Genomic DNA, 25,523 nt, shown 5'->3' on the forward strand with positions numbered 1-25,523 from the left:
CGTTATATATTACAATAGCTCAACCGATTGTTTGGCTATCACAAATTCCTCGTTAGTAGGAATAACTAGTGCTTTCGCACCGAGCAACTCAGATGTTGCAATAACACCTGCGTTACCAAATCTTGCGTCTTCGTTACCTTTCTCATCTTCAACAAAACCTAACAGTTTTAGGTTTTTCAAGATTTCACGACGAATTGGTAGTGAGTTTTCACCAATACCACCAGTGAAGATGATGCCGTCTAATGAATCCAGAGCCGCGAGGTAGGAAGTAATGTATTTCGCAACGCGGTAAGTGAAGATCTCAAATGCCAACTTCGCACGTGAATTCCCCGCTTCCATTGCTTCTAGTACGCCACGAGCATCACTTGTCACACCAGATACACCTAAGAAACCTGACTTCTTGTTCATCATCTCGAACACTTCGTCTTTTTCCCAGCCTTTACGGAAAAGGAACTCGATAACACTTGGGTCTAGGTCACCACAGCGAGTGCCCATCATTAGGCCAGCTAACGGCGTCAAACCCATACTTGTATCAACACATTCGCCATTTTTAACCGCACTCACTGATGCACCGTTACCTAAGTGCACAGTGATAAAGCTGCTTTCTTCAACCGGCTTATCTAGCATTTTCGCTGCTTCACGGCTTACGTAGTAGTGGCTTGTACCGTGAGCACCGTAACGACGCACTTTATGCTCTTCGTAAAGCTCGTAAGGAAGTGCGTACATAAAGGCTTTGGCTGGCATTGTTTGGTGGAAAGCAGTGTCAAATACAGCAAATTGAGGCAGTGAAGGGAACGCCGCCATTGCCGCTCTCATGCCTTCAGCGTTCGCTTTGTTATGAAGTGGTGCAAGTTCAGCAAGGCGCTCTACTTCTTGAATAACTGTTTCATCAACTTTCACAGTTCCTTTAAAGGTTTCACCGCCTGCGACAATGCGATGGCCTACAGCGACAAATTTTGAGCTCAAACCTAGAGTTTCGAGTAGTTTTACCACTCGCTCAACAGCGTACTGATGATGGTTACCGCCAGCTGGAATTGCTTCAACGGTTTTTTCTCCCTGATATTTCCAACTGATTTCAGCTTCAGGTAGACCAAAACACTCACCAATACCTGATACCAAAGCTTCACCGGTTTCAGAATCAATAACAGCAAATTTTAATGAAGAGCTACCAGAGTTGATCACCAGTACAAACGAATTAGACATGAAATAGTTATCCTGTTGTAGAGCAGAGGTTGTAATAGCGCTTGTGCGCTGCGTACTTCTTGTTTGCCCCTCTATTATTCAATAATTTTTTAATCTTTCAACAATCTTTTAGTAAAAGCGATTTGATTGAACAAATTTTGTTGATCTGTAGCAAGTTTTGATTTTATTTGAAGGCTAAAAAATATCACTTGTTAAACATAATTTATGAATAGGTCAATTTGTACAAAGTCAGATATATAAGCTACGTTGTTTATTGGGTGAACAAAAATAACAAACCAATCAATAAATCGGGGTAATAATGTGCCCACTATTGCATTTCTATTAGTGATCTTAGGTTTGATTTTGCTCTGCTGGGGATGGCAGATGACAAAAAACATCTGCTCGAAAACTGACGTAACCGGGTGGACTTTCCTATTATTGTTAATCAGCTGTTTCATTTTTGCTTATGCCGTTTTTTTGCACGCCATCATGCAAAAACCTATTGCTTCTCTCTTAGAAACTGGGGTTTCTCTTATACTTTTTGGCGGCAGTATCTTTGTCGTGCTGGTGATTAAGTGGAGCAACGATTCGATATTAGAGCTTCATACCGTTGCTGAAAGAGAGAAGCGCAATGCTGTCCATGACGCTCTTACTGGGCTCCCTAATCGTAAATACTGCTTTGAGTCTATCGAAGGCAGAATACAATCTAGAGACCCATTCTCGGTGATCCTTTTTGACGTGGTTAATTTTAAACAGGTCAACGATGCAATGGGTCACTTTTGTGGAGACCAGTTACTTATTCAAATTGGTCAACGCCTTCAGGGGAAACTGAAAGGCAATGACCAGATATTCCGCGTTGGTGGTGATGAATTTGTCATCCTGACATCTTCTGCATGCGAGGAAACGGGTAAAAAACTCATAGAAGAACTAGATTCTGCAATGTCTGAACGCTTTCATTTAGATGAGTTTCAAGTTTCCTGCCGCGTTGTTTTTGGTATAAGCACCTACCCATATGACGCCCTAACCAATGATCTTTTGATCAAGCACGCAGATATCGCTATGTATCACGCCAAGCGTAATGGCAATCTTTTTGCGTTTTATAATGAGGATATGAACGTCGGGGCTAAGTACCAACTTGAGATATCTTCTCGTATTCAATGTGCGCTTGAAAAAGAAGAGTTTCAGTTATATTACCAACCGTTGATTGATGCACACACTAACTTAGCTGTCGGTTTTGAAGCAGTGATTCGTTGGCATGACGAAAATGGTAAAACGATCTCACCCAACGACTTCATTCCTATCGCAGAGCGTAGCAATCAGGTGCACAACATTACCATGTGGGTTCTTAACCAAGTAGAAAGGGATCTGCAAACATTTATAGAGAAAGGCATTAAGCTTCCTGTCCACGTAAACTTATCAGCGAAAGATCTCTCATCTAACTTGCTGTTTAATCGCTTAGAAACTTTGCTCAAAGTAAACCCGCAATTCGCTGACCTAATAAGTTTAGAGATCACTGAAACGATGGCGATCGATAGGGTCGTTGAGCTCAACCCCTTAATTCATCAAATTAAAGGATTGGGTATAAAGATCAGCTTGGATGATTTTGGCACTGGGTATTCATCTTTGTCACTGTTAAGAGATCTTCCGGTTGATCAAATTAAAATCGACCGCTCATTTCTTTCCACAGCAAGCCGCACAGAAGGCTCCCGCTCTATCGTTGAGAACACGATTGCGCTAGCACATGGATTAGGGTATTCGGTCGTAGCAGAAGGCGTTCAAGACATGGACACACTGCATTTTTTGAGAAGTCGAGGCTGTGACATCATTCAGGGTTACTTGTTCTGTCCTGCCCTGCCCTTAGACGAAGTAATAAGTTGGGTAAACAAACACGATGAAAAGCAAAACCGTATTAGACGCGCATAAAAAAGCCGAGCGCTTTGCTCGGCTTTCAATTCTTTTTGTAGCAACTTAAACCGTCGCTTTAATCACTCGTGATTATGCGTCTGTACGACGGCCACGACCGTGACCACGTTCACCACGATGTGCACCACGGTGATCACCACCACGGTTGCGATCGAAACGACGTTCGCCACCTTCGCGATTGCCATCGCGGTTGCCGTCACGGTTACCGCGGAAGCCACCTTCGCGACGACCGCCTTCACGACGATCACCACCACGATTGCCGCCTTCGCGGTTGCCACGGTAACCACCGCCATCACGACGACCACCATCGCGACGACCACCGTCACGGCGACCACCACGAGACTCGCGGAAATCATCGAAGTCACATACTACAGCACCAACATCTTGTTGACGGATACGTAGTTTGCTTAGCTTGTTCGCTGCGTCTGAAGTCATTGCTTTAGGTAGCTGTACGAATGTGTGACCTTGAGCTAGTTTGATCGCACCGATAGAACCTTTACCTAGACCTAGTTCGTTTGCTAGAGCGCCAACGATGTCTTTAACTTGAACGCCTTGCTCACGACCAACTTGAAGCTGGTAAGTATCCCAGTCTTGGTTGTTGAAGTTACGACCGCCGTCGCGACCACCTTCACGGCGCTCTTTACGACGTTGCTTGTCACGCTCAATTGCTTCAACCATTGGGTCTTCGCCAATATAGAACAGAGGACGTTTGCCTTGCTGACGCTTAAGAAGCATAGCAGCAAGTGTTGCAGGGTCGATGTCTAGAGAAGTCTGTAGTTTCTCTACCAACTCAGCAAATTTGTCTAGTGCTTTGTGCTCTTTCTCTGCTTCAAGCTCAGCGCCTAGCTTAGCTAGACGAGCTTCAGCAACTTGGTCACGTAGAGGAAGTTGGATTTCTTCCATAGATGACTTAGTTACACGCTCGATAGTGCGAAGCATACGAATTTGGTTAGTGCGAACTAGAAGGATCGCTTTACCCTTACGTCCAGCACGGCCAGTACGACCGATACGGTGGATGTATGACTCAACATCAAATGGGATGTCGTAGTTGAATACGTGCGTAATACGTGGAACGTCAAGACCGCGAGCTACAACATCAGTTGCAACTAGGATGTCAATAACACCTTGTTTGATGTGATCAACAGTACGCTCACGTAGAGACTGAGGAATGTCACCGTGCAGTGCAGCTGCTTTAAAGCCACGTGCAGATAGCCAGTCAGCCAGACGCTCAGTATCTTGACGAGTACGTACGAATACGATTGACGCGTCAGTTTCTTCAGTTTCAAGAAGACGAGACATCGCTTCATCTTTCTCTACACCTTTCACTACCCAGAACTGTTGTTGAACTTTGTCTACAGTGTGGTTTTTACCAGCTACGTCAACCGTTACAGGGTCACGAAGGAAACGCTCAACGATCTTCTTCAGCATTGGAGGCATAGTTGCAGAAAACAGAACGCGTTGTGCTGACTCTGGAGCGTGCTCCATGATCGCAGTTACGTCATCTACGAAACCCATGTTTAGCATTTCGTCTGCTTCATCAAGAACGAAAGTACTAACTTCGTCTAGGTGTAGACGTTCGCGATTGATAAGATCTTGAACACGGCCTGGAGTACCGACAACTACATGAGCGCCACTTTTAAGAGCACGCATTTGGTCGACAATAGATGCGCCACCGTAAATCTCTAGAACTTTCAAACCTTTGATGTTTTTACCAAGGTTTTTCATTTCCGCTGCAACCTGAATTGCCAGCTCACGAGTCGGAGCAAGTACAATCGCTTGCGGTTTGCGTTGGTTTAGATCGAGTTTGTTGAGAAGAGGCAGAGAGAACGCTGCTGTTTTACCTGTACCTGTTTGAGCTTTACCCAGCGCGTCAGCACCTTCCAATAGGTGTGGGATTGCCGCAGCCTGAATTGGAGTTGGTGACACGAAACCCATTCCGTCTAGAGCAGAAAGGATAGAATCATTCAGAGATAAATCACTGAATTGAATAACAGAATCTTGCATTGGGATCCTACTTAATTAAACAAAAAAACAGTCCCATATGCTCTTCCAATTCGATACTGATCCATCCAGATACTGATTCCATTCAGACGGGAACACAGCACAGTACACAACCGCGATAAGCCATTAGGGACGACTAAGGGAGGCGGATTATTCCTTAAAAGCATAAAAAAATCCAGAAAAAATTGAATTACATCACAATTTATTCTCAACAATGGTATTTTTAGCATATTTTTCCACCAACCCTACCATTCCCCGTAGATTCGCGTAACTCACAGATGAGAATTTCATCAATATTTAAGCCAATTTCTCGTGGTTAAATTGGCAAAATTCACGGCGAAATTACGCTCCACAGGTAGTAATAATAGCTCGCAATGATTATAGTGTGCCCAACTCCATAGGTAATTTAAGAAAAGATGTTTCAAGATAACCCACTACTCGCTCAGCTTAAGCAGCAAATCCAAGAAAACCTGCCTAAAAAAGAAGGCTCAATAAAAGCCACAGATAAAGGCTTTGGCTTTTTGGAAGTGGACAGTAAGACGAGCTTCTTCATCCCGCCTGCGTACATGAAAAAGTGCATGCACGGTGACAAAGTCATCGCCATTATCCGCACCGAAAATGAACGCGAAGTTGCAGAGCCACAAGAGCTGCTAGAACAAGCCGTGACTCGCTTTATTGGTCGAGTAAAAATGTTCAAAGGCAAGCTCAACGTAGCACCTGATCACCCACAGCTTAAAAAGCCATCTCTTAAAGCGAAACTAAAGAAAGGTCTAAAACCTGACGAGTTCGCCGAAGGTGATTGGGTTGTCGCACATCTTATTCGCCACCCTCTAAAAGGCGATAACTCTTTCTTCGTAGAAATTTCTGAAAAAATCACTGACGCGAATGATAAAATTGCGCCTTGGTGGGTAACGCTTGCTCAAAACGATCTACCAAACTCTGAGCCAGCAGGCATCGATAACTGGGAACTGAAAGACGACGCGGAGCTAGAACGCGTAGACATGACTCATGTTCCATTCGTCACTATCGACGGTGAATCGACTAAAGATATGGACGATGCGCTGTACGCGAAGAAAACCGTATCTGGCGATTTCGAACTCACCATCGCTATTGCGGACCCAACCGCTTACATCACACCTGAAGATGAAATGGATAAAGTAGCGCGTGAGCGTGGCTATACTATCTATCTTCCAGGACGCAACATCCCGATGCTACCTCGCGATTTAGCGGACAACCTATGTTCTCTGATTGAAGGTGAAACCCGCCCTGCTATTTGCTGTACCGTAACGGTAAGTAAAGATGGTGTGATTGGCGACGATATTAAATTCTTCGCGGCAAACATCAAATCACATGCACGCCTAGCATACGATCACGTGTCTGATTGGTTAGAAAACGGCAGCTCTGAAGCATGGACGCCATCTGAAGAGATCGCGACCATCGTTCGTGATCTTTATGAGTTCTCTCTTGCTCGCGCTGAATGGCGTGAGAAAAACGCAGTGGTCTTCCCTGATCGTCCTGACTACCGTTTTGAGCTCAGTGAAGATAACGATGTAATCGCTATCCACGCTGACATGCGCCGCAGTGCAAACCGCCTTGTTGAAGAATCCATGATTACCGCAAACATCTGTGCAGGTCGTACATTACGCGATAAATTTGAAACAGGTGTCTTCAATACGCATGCAGGTATCAAGAACGAGAAGATTGAAGAAGTGGTTCAACTTGTCAATCCAGAAGGCCAGTTGGAGTTCACAGCGGAGTCTATTGCTACGCTAGAAGGCTTTGCTGCGTTGCGCCGCTGGTTGGCTGCTCAAGAAACGTCTTATCTAGATAACCGTATTCGTAAGTTCCAAGCATACAGCGAAGTGGGTAATCAGCCTCTGCCTCATTATGCAATGGGTTTAGACATCTATGCAACTTGGACATCACCAATTCGTAAATACGGTGATATGATCAACCACCGTATGTTGAAGGCCGTCATCCTTGGTAAAGAACCCGTACAAAAACCAGATGACCAAGTAGGCGAAGAGCTAGCTCTACATCGTAAACATCATAAAATCGCTGAGCGAAATGTCTCAGATTGGCTATATGCACGTACGCTTGCTGATGAGCCGAGCAAGAAAACTTGTTTCACAGGTGAGATTTTCGATATTAATCGTGCAGGCGCACGTGTCCGACTTCTCGAAAATGGCGCAGCAGCCTTTATTCCTGGTGCACTAATTCTTGATAATAAAGAAAGAATTGAGTGCAATGGCGACAACGGTACCATCTCTATCGATAAAGAGGTCGTATACAAACTTGGGGATACATTGGAAATTGTCCTTACGGACGTAAACCAAGAAAACCGCAGTTTAGTTGCAAAGCCAACCCAGGTATTCGCTGAACAACCAGCAGCACAAACAGAACAGACTGTAAGTGAATAATACCGAATGAAGTTAAAAGGCGCTCTATTGAGCGCCTTTTTTATTTGTTATGTAAAACGATAAGAACGAGTATGCCGAACATTGAGATCATTCGCTTTAATCACTTCACTGCGCGCAAAAGTGAGCGTTACACTGCAACACATAATGGATTATATATTGTTGAAGAAGGTGCCCTATTAGTTCATCAACCTAATGGTGAGCAATTTGAACTTAAAGCCGGAGATTTCACACTCTATAACTCCGCAGATCTGAGCAGTGCAGAAGCCGTCTCTAGTGACGGTGGCTTTAAAGCACTGGCTTTGGTCTTCAACCCAAACATATTCTGTGACTTTAAGAAAGCGCACCCGATGCTACGTTCCAAAACGGAAGAAAGGCGCTTCTATCCTTTTTCAACGCAATCCAGTAGCGAAGTAGCACAATTGAAGGACATGTTGGTTAAGTTAGCGAGTCGCAACGCTCCAGACTACACACAAAGCCATATCGCAATGGCATTGCTGTCGTTGATGGTTGAGGTAGAGCCAAACATCCTATCTATCATAGATGATGCAAGTAGCCTGAGCGACTCTCAAAAAGCCATTAAGTACATTGAGGGTAATATTGAAAAAGACATCACGCTAGAAGGCTTAGCGGCTCATATGAGCATGTCCATCGCGACCTTGAAACGTCGCCTCGCCGCAGATGATCTTTCGTTTTCTCAGATATTAAAGGTGAAACGGATAAACTTCGCAGCAACCCAACTGCGCAAGTCAGAAAAATCAATAACAGAAATAGCGTTTGAGTCTGGTTTTAAAAGTGCAGCGCATTTCAGTACAGCATTTAAATCCGTTTACAACATGACCCCCAAAGACTTTAGAAACCAAGTCGTTAAGCCTAAAGTATAAATCATGTCGGCATTCGCATCCGTTGGGCTCGCCCTATTCCCAAAAACACGCTTGAGGATCGCGCTCCAACTCGTTGAGTAAGTCCTCAAGCATTCGGCTAAATGGAAGTGGCTTATAAGGCACCCACCTTAACAGCTCGTTGTGATATGTGGGAACATAGAAATACCAAAGTTGGTTGTCCTCATCAAACATGATCTTCGCGACGGGAGAAGTATACTCGCTATGCTGAGAGTCGAGGAGAAAATGCGCCCGATGAAGCTCAACGCCATTTTCTACTAGCTCATAGAGGCACTTGCCCTGTTCGACAGGCAAGTTAGCATTACGCGCAGAGCAGAGCGATTGAACTGATTTGTATAAACGACTTGTCGCCATTTGGGACACTGACATCAACGTTCTCCCGATGGATGATAGTTAGAGCTGTCGATCCTAGTATATAACCTTTACATCATCACCGATGGTAGTTATCTACCTAACTCAAGTATAAGATATCTATATTATCATTTACCCAGATTATCATCTCAATCCACTTGGAAACGCTAGCTCCATCACCTCTTGACTAGAAACAATTCCCCTGTTTAGCGCTAACAGTTCACAAAAGTGTAACCTGAACGCAATATCATAAACTCTGCTTTATCCCGTATATGGAGTTTAATATGTTACGTTTTACTGTGGCGACGTTATTGGCCATAGCAGTCTCCCTCCCTACCATTGCAAAAGAAATCAACATCTCGGGTTCAACGTCGGTTGCTCGTGTGATGGATGTACTTGCTGAGGAATACAACAAAACACACCCAGACGATTACGTTGCTGTTCAGGGCATTGGTTCGAGTGCTGGTATCACCATGGTCAATAAAGGAGTAGCCGAAATAGGCATGAGCTCTCGCTATCTGACTGAAAGCGAAAAAGGTGAAGATCTCAATGTATACCCTATCGCTTATGATGGCCTCGCTGTTGTTGTAAACCGTACCAACTCTGTAGAAAACCTTTCTCAGCAACAGCTGTTTGATATTTACAAAGGTAAGATTAAGAATTGGAAAGAGGTCGGGGGCGCAGATCAGCCTATCGCGGTGGTTACTAGAGAAGCGTCTTCAGGTTCACGTTACAGCTTCGAAAGCTTGCTGGGACTGACCAAAATCGTTAATGATCGCCTTGTCTCGGATATCAGCCCAAACAACTTGGTTGTAAACAGCAACAGCATGGTAAAAACCATTGTTAACCATAACACTCGCGCCATTGGTTTTATCTCTGTAGGGTCAGTAGATCGCTCGATCAAGGCGATTCAGTTAGATGGTATTGACCCAACCTCGACAAACATTAGCAATCATAAGTACAAGTTGGCGCGACCATTCCTAGTGCTATACAAAGTAGATAAGATTAGCGATGCAGGTAAAGGTTTTATCGCTTTCCTTCGTTCAGAGCAGGGACAAAAAGCGATTGCAGATTACGGTTATACACCAGTAAAAAACTTTAATCAGTAAAAATAAAAAAGAGAGCACCTTGATGCTCTCTTTTCCTATGTCGTGTTCTATCCGGTTTCGGAATTAGAAATGCAGTTGAATTACAGAGACCACAACCGCACCAGGTCGACGAATACCTTCAATTTCCACTTTAATTTCGCGCTCAATCTCCAAACCTTTTTTGATTGGCGTTACTTTTGTTAACGTGCTGACTGCACGAACATTATTGCCTGCTTTGACAGGGTAAGGGAAACGGACTTGGTTTAAACCCAAGTTAACTACCATTTTAGCTGTTGGGAACATTGGCTTGTCTGGATCAACTGAATCCGTCAGTTTAGGCAGCAATGCTAATGTTAAAAAGCCATGAGCGATAGTTGTCTTAAATGGAGATTCAGTTGAAGCACGCTCTGGATCAGTATGAATCCATTGCATGTCTTCCGTTACCGCACCAAATTGGTTAATACGTTCTTGAGACACATGAACCCAATCACCAGTGTGAATAACTTCGCCAATTTTTTCACTTAACTCGTCATAAAGCTTTTGAGCCTCAGGTGCCATTACGATCGGTGCAGGTTGAGGTGCAACTTCTTCGTTGACGGCTGGCTGCTGGTGATCACGAACTTTTGAGAAAAGAAAGCTATTTTGAGCTTTCCCCAAAAAGTCACTCCAATAATCGCGTAACGTTGGAGACATCCAATTCATAAACTCGGATTGATGAGCAGAAATCGCATCAACTTTGTCTTTAAATAGATTTGTGACCTTCATAAACACCCTTAAGAATTCTAAGCACAACTGGCTATACCAGTTAATTTTGAATTAGTTCACAAAGTCTTGCAAATACTTTCGGGCGAACACATGTACCCTAAAAGCATGTTATGTCTTATATATCAGTAAGATAACAATAAAACACCATTTTATTGACGTGCGCCAATATAAAGTAAAAACTCTATAAATTGGTACTTTTTGTCCCTTTTTCACTCCGTTTTCAAACTGTCCAACATCAGATCAGTGATCATAAAACAAGCAAACTGTACTTCTATTATAATTCAGCACTTTACAAGTCGGACTATGCTCCTTATTATACCGCCCACACGGAGAGATGGCTGAGTGGTTGAAAGCACCGGTCTTGAAAACCGGCATACGTTAATAGCGTATCTAGGGTTCAAATCCCTATCTCTCCGCCACTTATTTAGAGAGCTCGCATTTATTGCGAGCTCTCGTCGTTTTAGCTCTTACAAAAACGAGATTTAGAAATCCTCGCTCGTAAGCGAATCCAGCACTTCACTATATTCCAGTTAAAAGCCCGCTAATGTTTAGCGGGCTTTTAACTTCGATTTTCTAAAGTTTAAGCAAACTTCTTAATCATTTCAGACAGGTCATTGGTGCAATTTTGCACTTTGGTGTTCATATGATTCGTTTCAGTCATCAGTTCATACGATTCACTGTACTTTAAATTAAGCGACTGGATGTTTTCATTTATTTCATCCGTTACATAAACCTGCTCTTCTATCGCGACCGCAATTTGTTGGTTTCGTTCGACGACGTCCTGAACAAGGGACTCCAGTTGTTGAATGCTATCCAAAGCAGTACCTAGCAATGTTACCGTTCCGGTCGACATTTCATTACCTTTCTCTAACGCAGAAACCGCTGATTTGCTCCCATTTTGAATCCCTTCAATGGCCGATTTAATCTCTGTTGTCGATTCCTGAGTTCTTTTAGCTAAGGTTCTCACTTCATCTGCTACAACGGCAAACCCTCTGCCTTGTTCGCCTGCCCTCGCGGCTTCAATTGCAGCGTTCAACGCTAATAAATTAGTTTGTTCGGCAATACCATTGATGACTTCAACAACGGTTCCAATTTGCTCGGTTTGTTGGTTCAAACGTATGACCACTTTAGATATTTCGCCGAGCTCACCCACCAACTCTAAAACCGATTGGTTAACATTATCGATAACGCTACGGCTGTCTATCATCGTATTTTGCGCTTCTAACGTAGCCTCGGCGGTCGCTTGAGCATTATTTGATATCTCAGATGAAGAGGCTTGCATCTCGTTGACCGCTGTTGCGACCGAGTCAATCTCCACTTTCTGTGCGCTTAAGTTCTCCGTCACTTGCTGGCTATTTGTCGCAGCACTGTTAGCACTTGCGCGCGTTTTTTCGCAAGAGTCTTTTACAGACACGCCAACGCGCCCCAATAGCGCATTGGCAAATTGCTTACGCATCTTCATACCCAGCTCAATCTCAGCCAGATCGTTGATTCTTCCGCAATAAATATATTCCATGAGTGGATTGTTGAAGTCTTGCCTAGCCTGTTTAGCGAGCTTCTCAACTGGTCTGGTTAATACATAAATAGAGAAAACGGAAAGTAACGCAACAACGCCAAACGCTATCACTGGTGATTGATTCATTTGTAGAATGAGTAAGCCAAGAAGGTTTGAAATTAAAAGGAAGAAGGCCGATCTCATCCACAAACGTGTACGAGGAAGATACATTTTCCACGGCTTACGATTATTTCGAAGCTTCGAATACGCTTTTTCCGCTCGCTGGATGTGTATACGCTCAGGTTTAAATCTCACTGATTGGTATTCCACAACTTCACCATTAGATTTTATAGGAGAAGCAAACGCGTCAACCCAATAATAGCCGCCGTTTTTACGTCGATTTTTGACCATTCCCATCCAGTGTTTGCCAGTTTTCAGGTGAGTCCATAAATCTTTAAAAGCCTGTTTTGGCATATCAGGATGACGCACAACATTGTGGGGTTTACCGATAAGCTCCCCTTCATCAAACCCCGCTACTTCATTAAAGTTTTCACTGGCATATTTGATGTAACTGGAGGTATCGGTAATGGAAACTAGGCTGTAACTCGAAGGGTAATCGTATTCCGTTTCACTCATAAACATGTGTCCTTACATTGATTAATTAACAAACGGCAAATATGAATTTATCAGCATAACATTTACATGCATAATGATAGATTGATTCAAAAATAAAACAAAATTATTGACAAGCTTACTTGTTACTTAATGACTCTAGTCGCATTTTTATCCTCTAATACAAGGCTTCGTTGATATGCACAAGACTGAGCACTGTTCAAAATTAATACACAAAAGCGCTTCCGTACTGAGTTCGTAAATTGTTATAAGTAATCCACTAAAACGAAAACAAGGAAGACAAACACAATGACTATTCACTTTCGTCAGCTTGCAGCTAAGAGAAACACGACACACTTGTTTATTGACGATTGGAAAATTAACACTCAGCAGTCTTGGGGGATATTCAGCGCGGATGGAGATATTGGCTCTCTGCTTGGAGACCTTATTTGTGATGAAATGTCACCAAATAGTGGGGAAATTGAGCTAAATGGGCTATCCGTTGCGCAAGTGTCGTTATCAGAGCAACAGCGATTACTGGAAAGAGAATTAGAAAAAGATGATACGGATTTTCTTGATCGTATCGACCAAGGAAGCACTGTTTATTCATTAATCCTAGAACAGAGCCAAGACACTAACTTAACTGAACAGCTAGTTAATGATCTCGACCTAAGTCATCTTAGAGATAGTGGCTTCCGTGTTCTCTCTACCGGAGAAACCAGAAGAGTAATGCTCGCCCGAGCTTTAGCCACACAACCTGACTTAGTATTACTCGATAATCCATTTACTGGCTTAGATATTGCGCACCGAGCTGCTCTCGCTCGCTATTTACACTCGCTTTCTCAAAATGTGCAACTACTCATAACCTTCTCTCGCGAATCTGACATGCCTGAGTGGATCAATAGCATCGCGCTTTTCAGTGCAGGAAAGCTTGATAGTACAATGGATAAGTCCAGTTGGGATAATCATCCAATCATTGGACAAATTAAATCTCAGTCAGAACAACAGAGTGAAGAAATGATGAGCTTGATACGTCAGCATCAGCACTCGACACCATTCAACAACCCAATATTTGAACTAAAGAATGGGGCTGTTGAATACACCGATAAGAAGATTTTTACTGGCTTGAACTGGCGCATAGACAAGGGCCAACATTGGCAGGTCAAAGGTCCAAATGGTTGTGGAAAGAGTACCTTACTTGGATTGATCTTTGGCGATCATCCGCAATGCTACAGCAATGACATTGATATTTTTGGTAAAAAGCGTGGTACTGGCGAGACAATCTGGGAAATTAAGCAGCATATCGGTATGGTGTCTTCAGCGCTACACCTCCAATATCGAGTCAATTGCAGCGCATTAGAAGTCATTTTGTCAGGATTTTACGATTCGATTGGGTTGTATAACCAGCCAACTCGCAAAGAGATGGATATTGCAAACGAGTGGCTCGATATCTTACATATGAGCCAGTACAAAAAAACCTCATTTAAGCAATTAGAGTACGGTCAGCAGCGACTATTACTGATTGCAAGAGCCATCGTGAAACAACCCACATTATTGATTTTGGACGAGCCGTATCAAGGGTTAGATTTTTTGGGTAGACGGTTAGTTAAGAACACACTTGAACTCATCGCTAGAGAGAATTTAAGCCAACTATTGTATGTGTCTCACTACCAAGAAGACCGCTTAGATAGCATCAAAAATGAGTTAGAGTTTGTGTTTGATGAAAATGCTCAGTGTTACAGAGCTAACGTCTACCAATCATAATGACTTCGCTGCGCAAGCTGCTCATAAGGTAATGGTTTGGAGTACAGGTATCCCTGATGATATCTCACTCCCATCTGCTTTAAGTGTTCAGCTTGTGCTATGGTTTCCACGCCTTCAGCGATCAATTGTACTTGTAATTCTTCCGCGAAGTGAACCATCGCTTTTAAGACAGAAGCACTAAGGCTAGGAATACCAATGGTTTCGACAAAGCACTTATCGATTTTTAAGTAATCTATGCGCATGTGCTGTAGAAATGCTAACGAGGTTTGGCCAGTTCCAAAATCATCGATCAGCACATCAATACCATGCACTCGCAGTGCTGCAATGCATTTTCTCGCCTCTGAATCAATGAGCTGACGCTCCGTTATCTCTACCCCTAATGAGACTTTGTTTCGGCTCAACTGTCTGTCGAGCAATTGAATTTTTCTGATCGCGTTTGGTCCGACTAAATAACCAGGCGGCACGTTAATACCAAGGTGGACAGGCTGATCAAAGCCTAATTTACTGAAGTCCTCTGCCGCTTTATCCAGAACGAAATCAGTAAGTAAAAAAACCAATCCACTTTGCTCTGCCGCAGGGACAAACTCATCCGGAGAAATGAACCCCTTACTTTGATGCTCCCATCGCACTAGCGCTTCAAACCCGAATAACTGGCCGGTATCAACGTTAACTTGCGGTTGGTAATACAGGGTCAACTCTCCTCTTTTTATCGCTCTTTTAAGATCCAGTATCAAATTGCGATGAGGATCAATAAACTTATTCAACGCATACAAGCAAAGGTAGATCACGAAAATAATTGGAATTGAGTACAAAAAATAGGAAAGTGTTCTCTGTTTGACGAAAAGATCGCTGGCTTCACTCAAAGCTTCATACTCAAACATTTGCGACGATTTGATACCGATAGGATTACTTCCCGCTCTTAATGCTCCTTCTGGTGAAACTTGATCATGGATAAACAGCGCAGAGCGTTTTAGGCGTAAATCGTTGTTAAACCCTATTGTCGCATTAAAGTAGTCATGATCGATAATCGTTACGGCTTGATAACCCCGCTCTCCTTCCGTTACCACTAGCAAGAACTGATCGTACAAGCTATCAACACTACCAAGCGCTAGCGTTTGTCCCTTGGGAAAGGCGATGTGCTCAGCTAACGGTTTAGAGATACTTCCCAATTTCGAAGAACAAGTAATGACTCCCTCTTTCACAATGAGCATTTCTTCAATATCTCGTTCAAACATTAAGCTTTGCTGGAGCTCTTCACATCGTTCAGGGTGTAGCAACGCCGTGCGGTTTTCTGTCTCTATTTGGAATAAAATTTCATCTGCAATTTGCACATTTTTTTCTAATAAATGATTGAGATTGTTTTGCACGCTTTCACGAGCTAAATACAAAACCTCTCCAATAACCAAGGGAATAGGCAGAAGAAAAATGATGGCTTTTTTAAAAATCGCCTTATTCAGCATATAAAAGTAACCTTTTATAAAACCGATTTACTGAGATGGTACCTCGATTCCGATACCCGCTAGCAACTCACGTTTTTTAACATTATTTGTTTGGATTAACTCAGTATGCGAAACGCTGAGTAATACCGCAAACTAAACAATGTCTTATTCACTCCTGTTCCAATTTAGTATCAAGCGCCTCAAACCTGAGACTTTAATTCGACACCATGTTATGTCTATCGGTACTTGCGAAAGTCTTTACCTGTCTGTTTCTCATCATGTAAGAATTACCCATTAAAATTATTTTTCTTTTCTCAGTGATTAAGAATTATATTTGTCGTAACTCCTACAACACGTTACAACACTCTCATGACGACAAACAAAGCTAATGCTAACCAGGTAAACGAAAAATCACTGCAGTTGTTAATGCAAGTTGCAGTTAGTCCGTTCCCAGTTTCTGCGAAAACGCTAAGCGAGCAATTGAACGTTCCTTTAAGCAGCCTTTACCGACACTTAAAACTGCTTAAAGAGTGGAACTTGATCGAAGAAAGCGTTCACGACAAGACATTTGTAGTTGGTCCGGCGGCATTATTACTCATGCACAGCTATGAGACCGCGCAACATGGGCTCGACATGGTCGAAACCATACTGGCTAGGTTGGTACAACAAACCGGGGAAATGGCCGCTTATATGGTACCAGCGGGTTATCGTGCGCTTTGTGTCAGACAGAAAGAAAGTATGCAGGCGCTGCGTTGCAGCTTCGTCCAGGGTCAAAGTCAACCTCTGCTGCGCGGTGCCTCATCTAAAGTGATGCTTGCTTTTATGCCTCAAAGTCGATGCGAGAAAATCTTGAGATATTTTAATCAAGATCACCGACGTGACGAGTGGGAAAAAGAGCTCACAACCATCCGTAAACACGGATATGCCGTCAGTACTTCTGAGATTGACCCTGGTGTTTCAGGTATTAGCGCACCGGTAATGAAAGGAAGCAAACTGATTGGCGCAGTCTCGGTGATGGCTCCGGCCCACCGAGTCGAAAAGGATAAGCAGCGCATTATTTTACATGTACTGCAAGCGGCAAGGGCACTACCACCAGAAAGGTAATTCATCATGTTAAGCTTTTTCAAACGCTATAAACTCCACCACACCGTGAAACAGCCGCAGCATTACCCTTTTTCTTTTATGACAGTGTGTGAGTATTTGCCACCCATGTCTAAGGGCGCGTTTGAATTAGCTGATCAAAGTTTGGAAAATGCTAGCGATTGGCTATACCAACAGCATGATCATGAAACCGCTGAAAACTTTGGTCACTTCAACCACGACAAGCTGGAAAATGGCGAGTTTCAGGAAGCATTAAGCCTTTCGCTTTCTCGCCACTCAATTCCTGTTTTAGTCACTAACTGTACCGAGGCAATCTTGTCCATGTTACCTGTGGTCGTGTCCTATCGAGACGAAGTGGGTGTGGTAAATATTGGACATGACATGAACTTGAAACCAACACTTGAACCACGTTTAGGCTCGGCATTCCATTTTGCTCTTTCTCGCTATCAAAACGTGCGATTATTTTTTGCTGGTGTTAGCGAACAAGATACAAAGCAAGAAACGTGGGAATACGCGGAGGATCAAGGTTGTGACTGGGTAACCGATAAAGAGTTTTCTTTTCGTCATCGCAATAATGTTAAGCAACAGATCGGCAATTACCTAGACCACTGCGACCAAATAATCATTAGTATCGACCTTGGATCTCTAAAAACCAAAAACAGCCTTGATGGCGCGTCAGAAATTGATATCCAAATGGTTCTACGCACGATTAGGCAATGTTTGGTTGCAGGTAAAGTGAGAGCAATTCAGCTCGTTGGCGATCGAGATTGTCTGGTGTATTCGAGACAAACGAAAGCCATACTAGAAGAGTTATATCAGATGGCTCCACTCATCGTTCACGCTGCCTAGCGTTATAAACATTCAGAATCAGGATCGCGTCCTTCCTGATTCTGAACCAACATGCTTACTTATTATCCTTAACTAACAAATAGTTACACATATAAATCGACACACATCACACTTGCCTCTTGAACTAACCTGACACTTACGTTGTAATAAGGCCGCTAAACTTTGGTATGACATACGAAATAAAAAACAACCAAAGTTCAATAACTAAGCGGCTTCAAAACAAAAAGTACCGCAGCTATTCCAATTTCAGTGAGCATTTGCTCACGCTCGCTTGATGCCATCTTGTTCCACTCATTAGGACATTTGATGATGCGTCTTTGCAGTATTTTCACTGCGGTTCTTTTTTTACCGCTAACCTCACACGCCACCACCTATGACGTAAAAGATCTATCTGAGTTAGGTCAACTTTGCTCACACAAGAGTTTTAGTATCGAAAGCGATGGCACGACTTATCGCTGTACAGGGAAACTAGTCCTACCCGCTGGTGATAAAATTGTCTCCTCATTACCGGAAAAAGAGATAACGTTAAAAGCAGATTATGGAATTGTGTTAGAGGGGAATAATACGATTGGTGAACCCAATAAACGTATCTCTCTACACGCCCTCGCTACCGGATTAACGGTTAACAATGAGAAAGCATCAAACCTCGACGATTACCAAAACAAACACACTGTCATCTATGGTGATCTTCTATCGGCATACCCAACAAAGCTGCATAACATTCTCATAGACGGGAATATTAAGCTAACAGGTTCGACACTTAACATTGATGGAACGTACAACACCATTATTGGAGATATTTCGACACACAGCACGACCAATATACTTAATACAAACATCTGTGGTAAGGTCGAATCACAAGGCGAAACACTACACCTAAAAACAAACCATCCTTTACAAGACCATTTTGTCGTCGGTGATGTTTCTGCGCACAACTCTCTGATTATAAAAGATATGTCGATCTATGGTACGGCTGAATCTGTAGGATCGTCAGCTACATTAAGTGGCTCATTCTATAGTTCCACCGCAGCAATTAAATACTTCCACACATTGAACTTCAACAACGCTCCAAATCAGCCTAGTCAAGTTTGTGGTGAAATCCAACAAGCGCCAGGAAGTGCACAAACGAAAGCACAAGACAACACATACACGCAATACTGTGGATTTGACCAGGCTGATTGTCACTACTCTTCCCAAATCTGTCCAATCACCCCTCAAGATGTTCCGAATTGCAGCATGCAGCCTCCATCGGAGAACGACTTAAACCTCAGCGTCACACCATCGGACGACATGGCACTGATGTGCGGCGACGATCTTCCGCAATTTACAGCAATGACAACCAATAATGGAGAAGTTGTAAGCGCAGAAGTCAGTGCAGCCCTATCACACCCTGACTTGTTCACTTTAGAGGTGATCAAAGGTCAGCAGACATTAAAAGCAAACCAATTTATGTCTGACGACAATGGTGAGCTCGTTGTTCGAGTGGTCCCGAACGATATTGATACCATCGCGTTAGGTACTAACTACACGCTGACTTTCACTATGGCAGAAGACACCAGCAAACATCAAACGGTTAGCTTTATGTTTACGCCATTTATGTTTGAGGCCTACTCAAAGACGAAAAGCGCCACTTTAAATGAAATACGCGTTATTGCAGGTAAACCAGAAAACGTGCATACGCGATTGCTTGCTTGTGCTTCCACCGGCGAACCTGTAGTCGCAAGCAACTACAATGGTACTCCTAAGGTTTTTCATCCATTGGTTCAACCATTAGGAGGAAGTGAAGGAAACTTTAGCTATTCAGCGGAATTTAAAGACGGCTTGTCTGAACATGGTCTTGTCACGAACGAGTCCGGCATATTTGAAGTGACATTGTCCGATCATTTTGAATGTGAGGGATTTGAAGAGTGCCCTGAAGAAGGCAAAGTGGAAGTGAAAGGGACATTTAATGTGCACTCGCGACCATGGACACTCGCTATTTGTGACAACCAACGTGCTTTGCCTTCTGGCACCTCTGAACAAGGAGAAGGGTTTCTTGCTGCCGGAGAACTTTTCTCTCTAACGGTGAAACCAATCATTTGGCAACCTGACGGCTCTGTAAGTGGGTCTGTTGAATCAGCACGCTATTGTAATGCTTCTATCACCCGTAATTTTACGCTTGATGACGCTCCAGCAGCATCGGTTGTCTTGTCGAGTGAGCAACATACGCCATCAGAGACAGCGAACCAAACCTCAAAATTGCTAAAAAGTAGTGACTCACTGGCTCAGGCGCATAATTCAGCCAAGAATGATCAATTCGTCTTTAATGGATTATATTGGGAAGAAGTCGGGAGCTTGAGAGTAAAAGCAAACCTAGAAAGTAAATATCTAGGTATGACTGTGAACGAAGGCTATCGTTACGTTGGTCGTTTTTACCCAAAATATTTTCAAGTGCAAGACCAAGAATGGCACTACCCACATGGCCAAACTTTTGCTTACATGAATCAACCTTTTGAGAAAGTCACTTACGATGTTGTCGCACTCAATGCGAATAAGGAAAACGTGAAGAATTACGTCCACTTTTCGTCTAACCTTCAACAACATTTCGATTTAGGCGAGCTAAGCTCATACTCCGATCGGTTTTTGCCGCCTAAGCCTAAGAAGGTAGACTGGAAACTACTGGGTAGCGCGAGTGTTGGAACGTTTGTTATAGAGAAGCCCTCGACCAATGCGACTTGTAACAATAGCCCATGCTGGAGAAAGAACACGACAGATAAGCAATATCCTGATGGCCCATTTAATAAAGGGACTAACAGTGACAGCAGCAAAATAGGTATAGTCACGACTAAAGCCGTTGATGAGGTAAATTTCTTTGATAACAGCGAAATGCTCACTCAACAACCGGACATTCGATTCGGTCGTTTGAACTTTCAAGATGTAGGTGGCAACCAAGGCATGGTGTTCAAAGTGCCACTTGCTGTAGAAACTTGGCAAAACGGTCGATTTACGACTAACTTCGATGACAGTTCAACGACGGCGAATGGTGAATATTACTTCAGCACGCCAATTTGGTCGAATGCGCCTGCAAACAACGCCATGCTTTCTGGAGTTGGGACAATGCATGTTGGCAGGATGACCGATATCGTTGCAAGCCAAATTGACTCAGCACGCGAGCAAATACAATTCCACCTGGATTTAGACGGCTCAGGTAATCGCATCCCTTGGCTGAAATACGATTGGGATAACACGACAAGTGAAGAGGAAAATCCACCTGTTACAGTTACGTTTGGTATTCACCGAGGAAACGATCGCATTATTTATCGTGGTGAGCCAAATATGCTTGGCCTAAATTAACGCGAAACGACAAAACAAAAAGAGCCCCTCAATTGAGGGGCTCTTTTCACACAGACTGTGTAATTTACTTTACGCCACGACGCGCTTTCAGGCGCTTCACCATAGCAAGACGACGCTCTGCCGACCCTTGGTCTGTTGCCGACTGGTTCGGGTTATTACGACGACCTTGACGATTCTTAAACGCTGGTTTTGAGTGCAGCTTTTCAATGTAAGATTCACGCTGTTTTGGTTCATAGCCTGCAAGCTCAATACGGCGAATTCGCTGCTGGATCAGATTTTCAACCTGAACAACCGTGAGCTCTTCATCTCGGTTTACAAATGAAACGGCATGACCTTGTTTACCTGCACGGCCTGTACGACCAATTCGGTGAACGTAATCTTCCGCTAGAAAAGGCATGTCATAGTTCACAACGTGAGGTAAATCTTCAATATCTAGACCTCGAGCAGCGACATCGGTAGCCACCATGACACGTGCTTTACCGGACTTGAACTCTTCTAACGCACGACGACGAGCACTTTGAGCACGGTCACCATGACAAACCACCGCTTTGATACCATCAAGTTTCAGCTCTTTTACCACTTCGTTTGCGGTCTCTTTGTAGTTCACAAATACCAACACTTGTTTCCAGTTCTTACGACCAATCAGCTCCGAAAGCAGTTCCGTTTTTCGCTCTTGATCAACTGGATATAACACGTGAGCAACTGTCTGTGCTGTCGTATTCGCTCGCTCAACTTCAATACGCTTAGGCTTACGCAGGATATCTTTTGCTAACAGATTTAGTTGGCTCGAAGTCGTTGCCGAAAACATCATAATTTGCGGATCAGTATCCACATCTAGCATGATCTTACGTACTGCGTGAATAAAGCCCATGTCCAAGATACGGTCTGCTTCATCAAACACTAAAAACTCTAAGTGTGCGACCGAGACATTACCTTGTTCAATGTGCTCTTCCAATCGACCAGGTGTAGCCACTAGGATATCTACACCGTTTTCTAATGCCGTTACTTGAGAAGACATTTTACGGCCACCGAAAATCGCGGCCACCGACAGGTTCGTGTACTTCGTGTAAGCTTTGATGTTGTCAGCAATTTGTTCAGCAAGCTCACGAGTTGGAGCCATGATAAGTGCGCGAGCAGTCTTACGAGAAGCGCTACGGTTACTGTCTAGCAGCTGCTGAATCATAGGCAGAGAAAACGCAGCCGTTTTACCAGTACCTGTTTGTGCTGTAGCGAAAATATCATGGCCTTTGCGAGCCATTGGAATCGCCTTCTGTTGAATTGGCGTTAACTTTTCATAACCGCATTCTGCCAGTGCTTTAACCACTTCTGGCGCAAAACCTTGAGATGAAAATGACATTGAGCGTATTCCTTAAACAAACCACTAAAAATAGCTTTAAAAATTTAGCCGTGCACTATACCCGAATTTGAGTGATTTATCTCACTTTTCTCATTGAAACGCTACAAAAGCAAAAACGGCGAACGCAGACAGATTGCTGGCTCACCGTTTCCGTTTAACATTTGTTCGATTTAACGCTTGATGCCAGACAACTGAAGGAGAATTCGCTCAAGCTCATCCCATGGCAACAGCTGAGAATCTATCACTTCTAATCGTGATTCAAACCCTTCTAAGCTGATTTCATTCACCGACACGACTCGGTTGGCAACATTAAACGCGTAGCACCCCTGATCCGTGTTGACCACCGCTTTAACGCGTTCCGCCGTTAAGTCCGAAAGCATTGAGAAAAGTTTATCAAAATCAAACGTGTACTCTGCCCCAAACAACCACCCGCAGCTAAAATACCCTTGCCCTTTGTTCTCTTTGCGCACAAAGGCTTCACCTGGCGGCAACTGGAATTGAGGCTCTTGGTGAGCATGGTCATGATGATGTGACTCGATATGGGAAGAAGCGCTGCCGTAAACCCGTTCGATATCCAATACTTCTATCGGTAACTCACCATCATGAATAAGCTTACTGAATACTTTTGAGGGAGATTGGTCCGTCACCCAGTCATTAAACACATCAATGTCGTGACTGGTACAAAGGTCAACCTTACTACCTATAACCACATCTGCACTGTCTAACTGGTCCACGAAATTTTGGTTAGAAAGGTATTTTTCATCACTTAAGTTACGCGGATCAACCAGAGCGATCGTCGCTTTTAGATCAACGTAAGGTTCATACTGCTGTGAGGTAAGCGTCGCGATAACCTGTTTTGGATGACCAAGGCCTGTCGGCTCAATCAATAAACGGTCCGGTTTTTGGCGCAGTAACGCGGTAATACCGACCGACATCGGCACACCCGCTGTGCAACACATACAGCCACCCGGCACTTCTTTAATCAGCGCACCTTGGTCGGTCATCAATGCACCGTCGATGCCAATCTCACCAAATTCATTGACCAAAACCGCCCAGTTTTCGTTTTCCGGTTTGTTCTTCAGTAGATTTAAAATCGTGGTCGTTTTACCGACACCCAAAAATCCGGTCAGTATGTTGGTTGGTACTCGATTTGACATGCTTATCTCCGACACGTTAGTGCATTAATGCTCCAGCAAAGTATACGGAGAATGTGACTCGCTTCAACGCTTTTTATCGCACGCATCAAGCTCATTGCATGATGCGTTGGAACACATTTTTCGAGCTTGTTTGGGTTGACTTATCAACTCTGAACGCTTCATATCAGACAGGTATCTACTGGTATAAATAACGCAAGTAAAAAACGCGATAATAGCGACTACGATGGGAAGAACTCCGAGCGTGTTTTCGAATTTAAGCGCAGCAATAGCCAACGCGAAAACAACGACAGAGATAAGTGCGATTGACTTACTTTTGTTGCTTTTCATAATAACTCGCCTTTCGTAAAGTTAGCCCCCTAACACCTCCTGTACTAGAGGAATGTCAGTTTGAACAACATCCAACCTGACTATTCAATGCTACTCCTTTCGCTACTTGTGAAATTTGACAAAGCTAACATTTACTACAACATCAAACGACGAGCTTAGTATTATCTTTCAGATACTTACTGGATTTTAAAACACTTACTAGCAAATCGTTCCACCGCTTACCAGGATATCGCTATCATTGGCAATACAAACTTGCGCCACCAGCTTTAGCCCTTCGACTATCATGTCCAAAGACATAGAAGGCTGACTGCCATCTGCTGCTTGTTCTGGCAATAATGGAATATGAACAAACCCGTGACGAATCGGATTGTCTTTCAAGTAATGTTGGATCCCATAAAAGAGATGGTTACATACAAATGTTCCAGCACTGTTGGAAATCTGGCTAGGTATACCCTGCGTTTGCAACGTTTGCACAACACGCTTTATCGGTAGTGTCGAGAAGTAAGCATCAGGACCATCAGCCACCACGGGTTCATCAATCGGCTGATGACCAGCGTTATCTGGAATACGAAAATCATCCACATTAATTGCGACACGCTCTGGGGTGATCGCGCCACGTCCGGCCGCTTGCCCAACGGTAATCACACAATCTGGCTGGTGCGCTTCTATCGCTTCAATAACGACTTTCACCGAGTCATATCGAACTACGGAGACTGGGCAAGTAACTATCACACCGCCTTTTATGGCCGCAGCCTCTAATTGCTTGACCGCTTCTAAGGCGGGGTTAATGGCGTCACCACCAAAAGGTTCAAAACCGGTAATCAGGACTTTCTTCATAACAGCCTTTAGGAAAAGAGTTTTACAAATTATTGCACTCCCCTTCACCCCATCCAATAGCAAAAGTATTGTTGACATAAGCCAGACAACATTGTGTGACTCATGTCTAACCAGAGAGTGTTTTCTGCCTCATTGAATCTAGGCAAGTTCCGGACTATCGAGACTAACTTATTGATGATTAGTGGCAGGGCAAGGTTCTCTCATTACATGACGCACGTAGAAGCTTGGTTTCCACGCTTAACTTAGGTAGAGTACGCGACCGCAATGCAATTCGAAGAGATTGAATACAATGAATATTGATAACCATGTAATCGAAACGATTGAAGAGTTAGAGGCATTTCTGCATTTAGTAGAAAGCGGCGCTCTGGGTCTTGAAGGTGTCACTGGCGTTGCGCTAGCCACCTCTAATACCGATGGCCGTCCATTTGTTGCCGTATTAGGAGAAAAGCACCAATTGCTCCTTGGCCGCTGGGTTTCGCAGCACGTATATGACAATGGTAAAGACATCGTTCGTAACGGCCCAACCAGAAAACACTAAGCGCTCGACGCCACCTATAACATCACGCCGTCTTATACACCAAGCGTATGCTTTGAAAGCAATGCGCTTGGTGTACTCAAAAAAA

Annotated in this window: 19 protein-coding genes and 1 tRNA gene; 10 read left to right on the forward strand and 10 right to left on the reverse strand. The window is 43.6% G+C overall.

The window, feature by feature from the left end; all coding sequences use genetic code 11:
* Positions 1–9 precede the first annotated feature (9 nt).
* Positions 10–1,203, reverse strand: coding sequence for an acetate/propionate family kinase (locus R7Q46_RS01510; RefSeq protein WP_005386205.1), 1,194 nt, complete (start codon positions 1,201–1,203; stop codon positions 10–12).
* A gap of 363 nt (positions 1,204–1,566) precedes the next feature.
* Between R7Q46_RS01510 and R7Q46_RS01515 the strand changes: the two genes are divergently transcribed.
* Positions 1,567–3,105, forward strand: coding sequence for a putative bifunctional diguanylate cyclase/phosphodiesterase (locus tag R7Q46_RS01515; RefSeq protein ID WP_031781023.1), 1,539 nt, complete (start codon positions 1,567–1,569; stop codon positions 3,103–3,105).
* A gap of 72 nt (positions 3,106–3,177) precedes the next feature.
* On the opposite strand, the gene R7Q46_RS01520 is transcribed toward R7Q46_RS01515, so the two are convergent.
* Complete coding sequence (locus R7Q46_RS01520) at positions 3,178–5,109, reverse strand: DEAD/DEAH box helicase (RefSeq protein WP_005375680.1); 1,932 nt, start codon at positions 5,107–5,109, stop codon at positions 3,178–3,180.
* A 413-nt stretch (positions 5,110–5,522) separates the two neighbouring features.
* On the opposite strand from R7Q46_RS01520, the gene rnb reads away from it, so the two are divergent.
* A complete protein-coding gene (rnb, locus tag R7Q46_RS01525) occupies positions 5,523–7,526 on the forward strand; it encodes an exoribonuclease II (RefSeq protein WP_213871183.1) in 2,004 nt (667 codons plus the stop codon).
* Positions 7,527–7,597: 71 nt separating this feature from the next.
* A complete protein-coding gene (locus R7Q46_RS01530) occupies positions 7,598–8,407 on the forward strand; it encodes a helix-turn-helix transcriptional regulator (protein WP_053307810.1) in 810 nt (269 codons plus the stop codon).
* A gap of 33 nt (positions 8,408–8,440) precedes the next feature.
* Here the strand turns inward: R7Q46_RS01530 and R7Q46_RS01535 are convergent, their stop codons facing one another.
* Positions 8,441–8,794 (reverse strand): DUF3024 domain-containing protein, encoded by a 354-nt coding sequence (locus R7Q46_RS01535; protein WP_017635751.1) that lies wholly within the window; start codon positions 8,792–8,794, stop codon positions 8,441–8,443.
* Positions 8,795–9,060: 266 nt separating this feature from the next.
* On the opposite strand from R7Q46_RS01535, the gene R7Q46_RS01540 reads away from it, so the two are divergent.
* Positions 9,061–9,885, forward strand: coding sequence for a phosphate ABC transporter substrate-binding protein (locus R7Q46_RS01540; RefSeq protein WP_017635752.1), 825 nt, complete (start codon positions 9,061–9,063; stop codon positions 9,883–9,885).
* 63 nt (positions 9,886–9,948) lie between these two features.
* Here the strand turns inward: R7Q46_RS01540 and R7Q46_RS01545 are convergent, their stop codons facing one another.
* Entirely contained in the window at positions 9,949–10,629 is a 681-nt protein-coding gene (locus R7Q46_RS01545; RefSeq protein ID WP_005375670.1) for a MaoC family dehydratase, read from the reverse strand.
* A 328-nt stretch (positions 10,630–10,957) separates the two neighbouring features.
* Here R7Q46_RS01545 and R7Q46_RS01550 point away from each other — a divergent pair.
* Positions 10,958–11,048, forward strand: a tRNA-Ser gene (locus tag R7Q46_RS01550).
* A 161-nt stretch (positions 11,049–11,209) separates the two neighbouring features.
* Here the strand turns inward: R7Q46_RS01550 and R7Q46_RS01555 are convergent.
* Complete coding sequence (locus R7Q46_RS01555) at positions 11,210–12,760, reverse strand: PAS domain-containing methyl-accepting chemotaxis protein (protein ID WP_025768974.1); 1,551 nt, start codon at positions 12,758–12,760, stop codon at positions 11,210–11,212.
* 285 nt (positions 12,761–13,045) lie between these two features.
* Here R7Q46_RS01555 and modF point away from each other — a divergent pair, with 285 nt between their 5' ends.
* A complete protein-coding gene (modF, locus tag R7Q46_RS01560; RefSeq protein WP_025768975.1) occupies positions 13,046–14,500 on the forward strand; it encodes a molybdate ABC transporter ATP-binding protein ModF in 1,455 nt (484 codons plus the stop codon).
* Here the strand turns inward: modF and R7Q46_RS01565 are convergent.
* The gene (locus tag R7Q46_RS01565) at positions 14,488–15,960 is read right to left on the reverse strand and encodes an EAL domain-containing protein (RefSeq protein WP_005386194.1); all 1,473 of its coding nucleotides are present in this window, start codon (positions 15,958–15,960) and stop codon (positions 14,488–14,490) included. The genes modF and R7Q46_RS01565 overlap by 13 nt on opposite strands.
* Positions 15,961–16,308: 348 nt before the next feature.
* On the opposite strand from R7Q46_RS01565, the gene R7Q46_RS01570 reads away from it, so the two are divergent.
* From R7Q46_RS01570 to R7Q46_RS01580, 3 genes are all read left to right on the forward strand, one after another.
* The gene (locus R7Q46_RS01570) at positions 16,309–17,043 is read left to right on the forward strand and encodes an IclR family transcriptional regulator (RefSeq protein WP_005386192.1); all 735 of its coding nucleotides are present in this window, start codon (positions 16,309–16,311) and stop codon (positions 17,041–17,043) included.
* A gap of 6 nt (positions 17,044–17,049) precedes the next feature.
* A complete protein-coding gene (locus R7Q46_RS01575) occupies positions 17,050–17,889 on the forward strand; it encodes an arginase family protein (protein WP_025768977.1) in 840 nt (279 codons plus the stop codon).
* Between the two features lie 306 nt (positions 17,890–18,195).
* Positions 18,196–21,222 (forward strand): DUF6701 domain-containing protein, encoded by a 3,027-nt coding sequence (locus tag R7Q46_RS01580; RefSeq protein WP_318077243.1) that lies wholly within the window; start codon positions 18,196–18,198, stop codon positions 21,220–21,222.
* A 64-nt stretch (positions 21,223–21,286) separates the two neighbouring features.
* Here R7Q46_RS01580 and R7Q46_RS01585 read toward each other — a convergent pair whose 3' ends face one another.
* The 4 genes from R7Q46_RS01585 to pcp all read right to left on the reverse strand — a co-directional run bounded on the left by R7Q46_RS01585 (position 21,287) and on the right by pcp (position 24,900).
* Positions 21,287–22,579: a DEAD/DEAH box helicase gene (locus R7Q46_RS01585; RefSeq protein WP_239932955.1), complete on the reverse strand. Its 1,293-nt coding sequence runs from the start codon at positions 22,577–22,579 to the stop codon at positions 21,287–21,289.
* Positions 22,580–22,749: 170 nt separating this feature from the next.
* Complete coding sequence (locus tag R7Q46_RS01590; protein ID WP_239932953.1) at positions 22,750–23,736, reverse strand: CobW family GTP-binding protein; 987 nt, start codon at positions 23,734–23,736, stop codon at positions 22,750–22,752.
* A 63-nt stretch (positions 23,737–23,799) separates the two neighbouring features.
* On the reverse strand, positions 23,800–24,063 hold the full coding sequence (locus R7Q46_RS01595; RefSeq protein ID WP_239932952.1) for a hypothetical protein: 264 nt from the start codon (positions 24,061–24,063) through the stop codon (positions 23,800–23,802).
* A gap of 198 nt (positions 24,064–24,261) precedes the next feature.
* Positions 24,262–24,900, reverse strand: a complete 639-nt coding sequence (gene pcp, locus R7Q46_RS01600; RefSeq protein WP_239932950.1) for a pyroglutamyl-peptidase I — start codon at positions 24,898–24,900, stop codon at positions 24,262–24,264.
* Positions 24,901–25,189: 289 nt separating this feature from the next.
* Between pcp and R7Q46_RS01605 the strand changes: the two genes are divergently transcribed.
* Positions 25,190–25,438: a hypothetical protein gene (locus R7Q46_RS01605; RefSeq protein WP_005375646.1), complete on the forward strand. Its 249-nt coding sequence runs from the start codon at positions 25,190–25,192 to the stop codon at positions 25,436–25,438.
* Positions 25,439–25,523 lie beyond the last annotated feature (85 nt).

Source organism: Vibrio sp. 811 (genome assembly GCF_033339195.1).

Coding starts and splice junctions, on each gene's coding strand:
- R7Q46_RS01570 (WP_005386192.1), top strand. CDS start 16,309: ATGACGACAAACAAAGCTAATGCTAACCAGGTAAACGAAAAATCACTG.
- modF (WP_025768975.1), top strand. CDS start 13,046: ATGACTATTCACTTTCGTCAGCTTGCAGCTAAGAGAAACACGACACAC.
- R7Q46_RS01545 (WP_005375670.1), bottom strand. CDS start 10,629: ATGAAGGTCACAAATCTATTTAAAGACAAAGTTGATGCGATTTCTGCT.
- R7Q46_RS01580 (WP_318077243.1), top strand. CDS start 18,196: ATGATGCGTCTTTGCAGTATTTTCACTGCGGTTCTTTTTTTACCGCTA.
- rnb (WP_213871183.1), top strand. CDS start 5,523: ATGTTTCAAGATAACCCACTACTCGCTCAGCTTAAGCAGCAAATCCAA.
- R7Q46_RS01605 (WP_005375646.1), top strand. CDS start 25,190: ATGAATATTGATAACCATGTAATCGAAACGATTGAAGAGTTAGAGGCA.
- R7Q46_RS01575 (WP_025768977.1), top strand. CDS start 17,050: ATGTTAAGCTTTTTCAAACGCTATAAACTCCACCACACCGTGAAACAG.
- R7Q46_RS01565 (WP_005386194.1), bottom strand. CDS start 15,960: ATGCTGAATAAGGCGATTTTTAAAAAAGCCATCATTTTTCTTCTGCCT.
- R7Q46_RS01595 (WP_239932952.1), bottom strand. CDS start 24,063: ATGAAAAGCAACAAAAGTAAGTCAATCGCACTTATCTCTGTCGTTGTT.
- R7Q46_RS01530 (WP_053307810.1), top strand. CDS start 7,598: ATGCCGAACATTGAGATCATTCGCTTTAATCACTTCACTGCGCGCAAA.
- R7Q46_RS01585 (WP_239932955.1), bottom strand. CDS start 22,579: ATGTCATTTTCATCTCAAGGTTTTGCGCCAGAAGTGGTTAAAGCACTG.
- pcp (WP_239932950.1), bottom strand. CDS start 24,900: ATGAAGAAAGTCCTGATTACCGGTTTTGAACCTTTTGGTGGTGACGCC.
- R7Q46_RS01590 (WP_239932953.1), bottom strand. CDS start 23,736: ATGTCAAATCGAGTACCAACCAACATACTGACCGGATTTTTGGGTGTC.
- R7Q46_RS01540 (WP_017635752.1), top strand. CDS start 9,061: ATGTTACGTTTTACTGTGGCGACGTTATTGGCCATAGCAGTCTCCCTC.
- R7Q46_RS01555 (WP_025768974.1), bottom strand. CDS start 12,760: ATGAGTGAAACGGAATACGATTACCCTTCGAGTTACAGCCTAGTTTCC.
- R7Q46_RS01535 (WP_017635751.1), bottom strand. CDS start 8,794: ATGTCAGTGTCCCAAATGGCGACAAGTCGTTTATACAAATCAGTTCAA.
- R7Q46_RS01520 (WP_005375680.1), bottom strand. CDS start 5,109: ATGCAAGATTCTGTTATTCAATTCAGTGATTTATCTCTGAATGATTCT.
- R7Q46_RS01515 (WP_031781023.1), top strand. CDS start 1,567: ATGACAAAAAACATCTGCTCGAAAACTGACGTAACCGGGTGGACTTTC.
- R7Q46_RS01510 (WP_005386205.1), bottom strand. CDS start 1,203: ATGTCTAATTCGTTTGTACTGGTGATCAACTCTGGTAGCTCTTCATTA.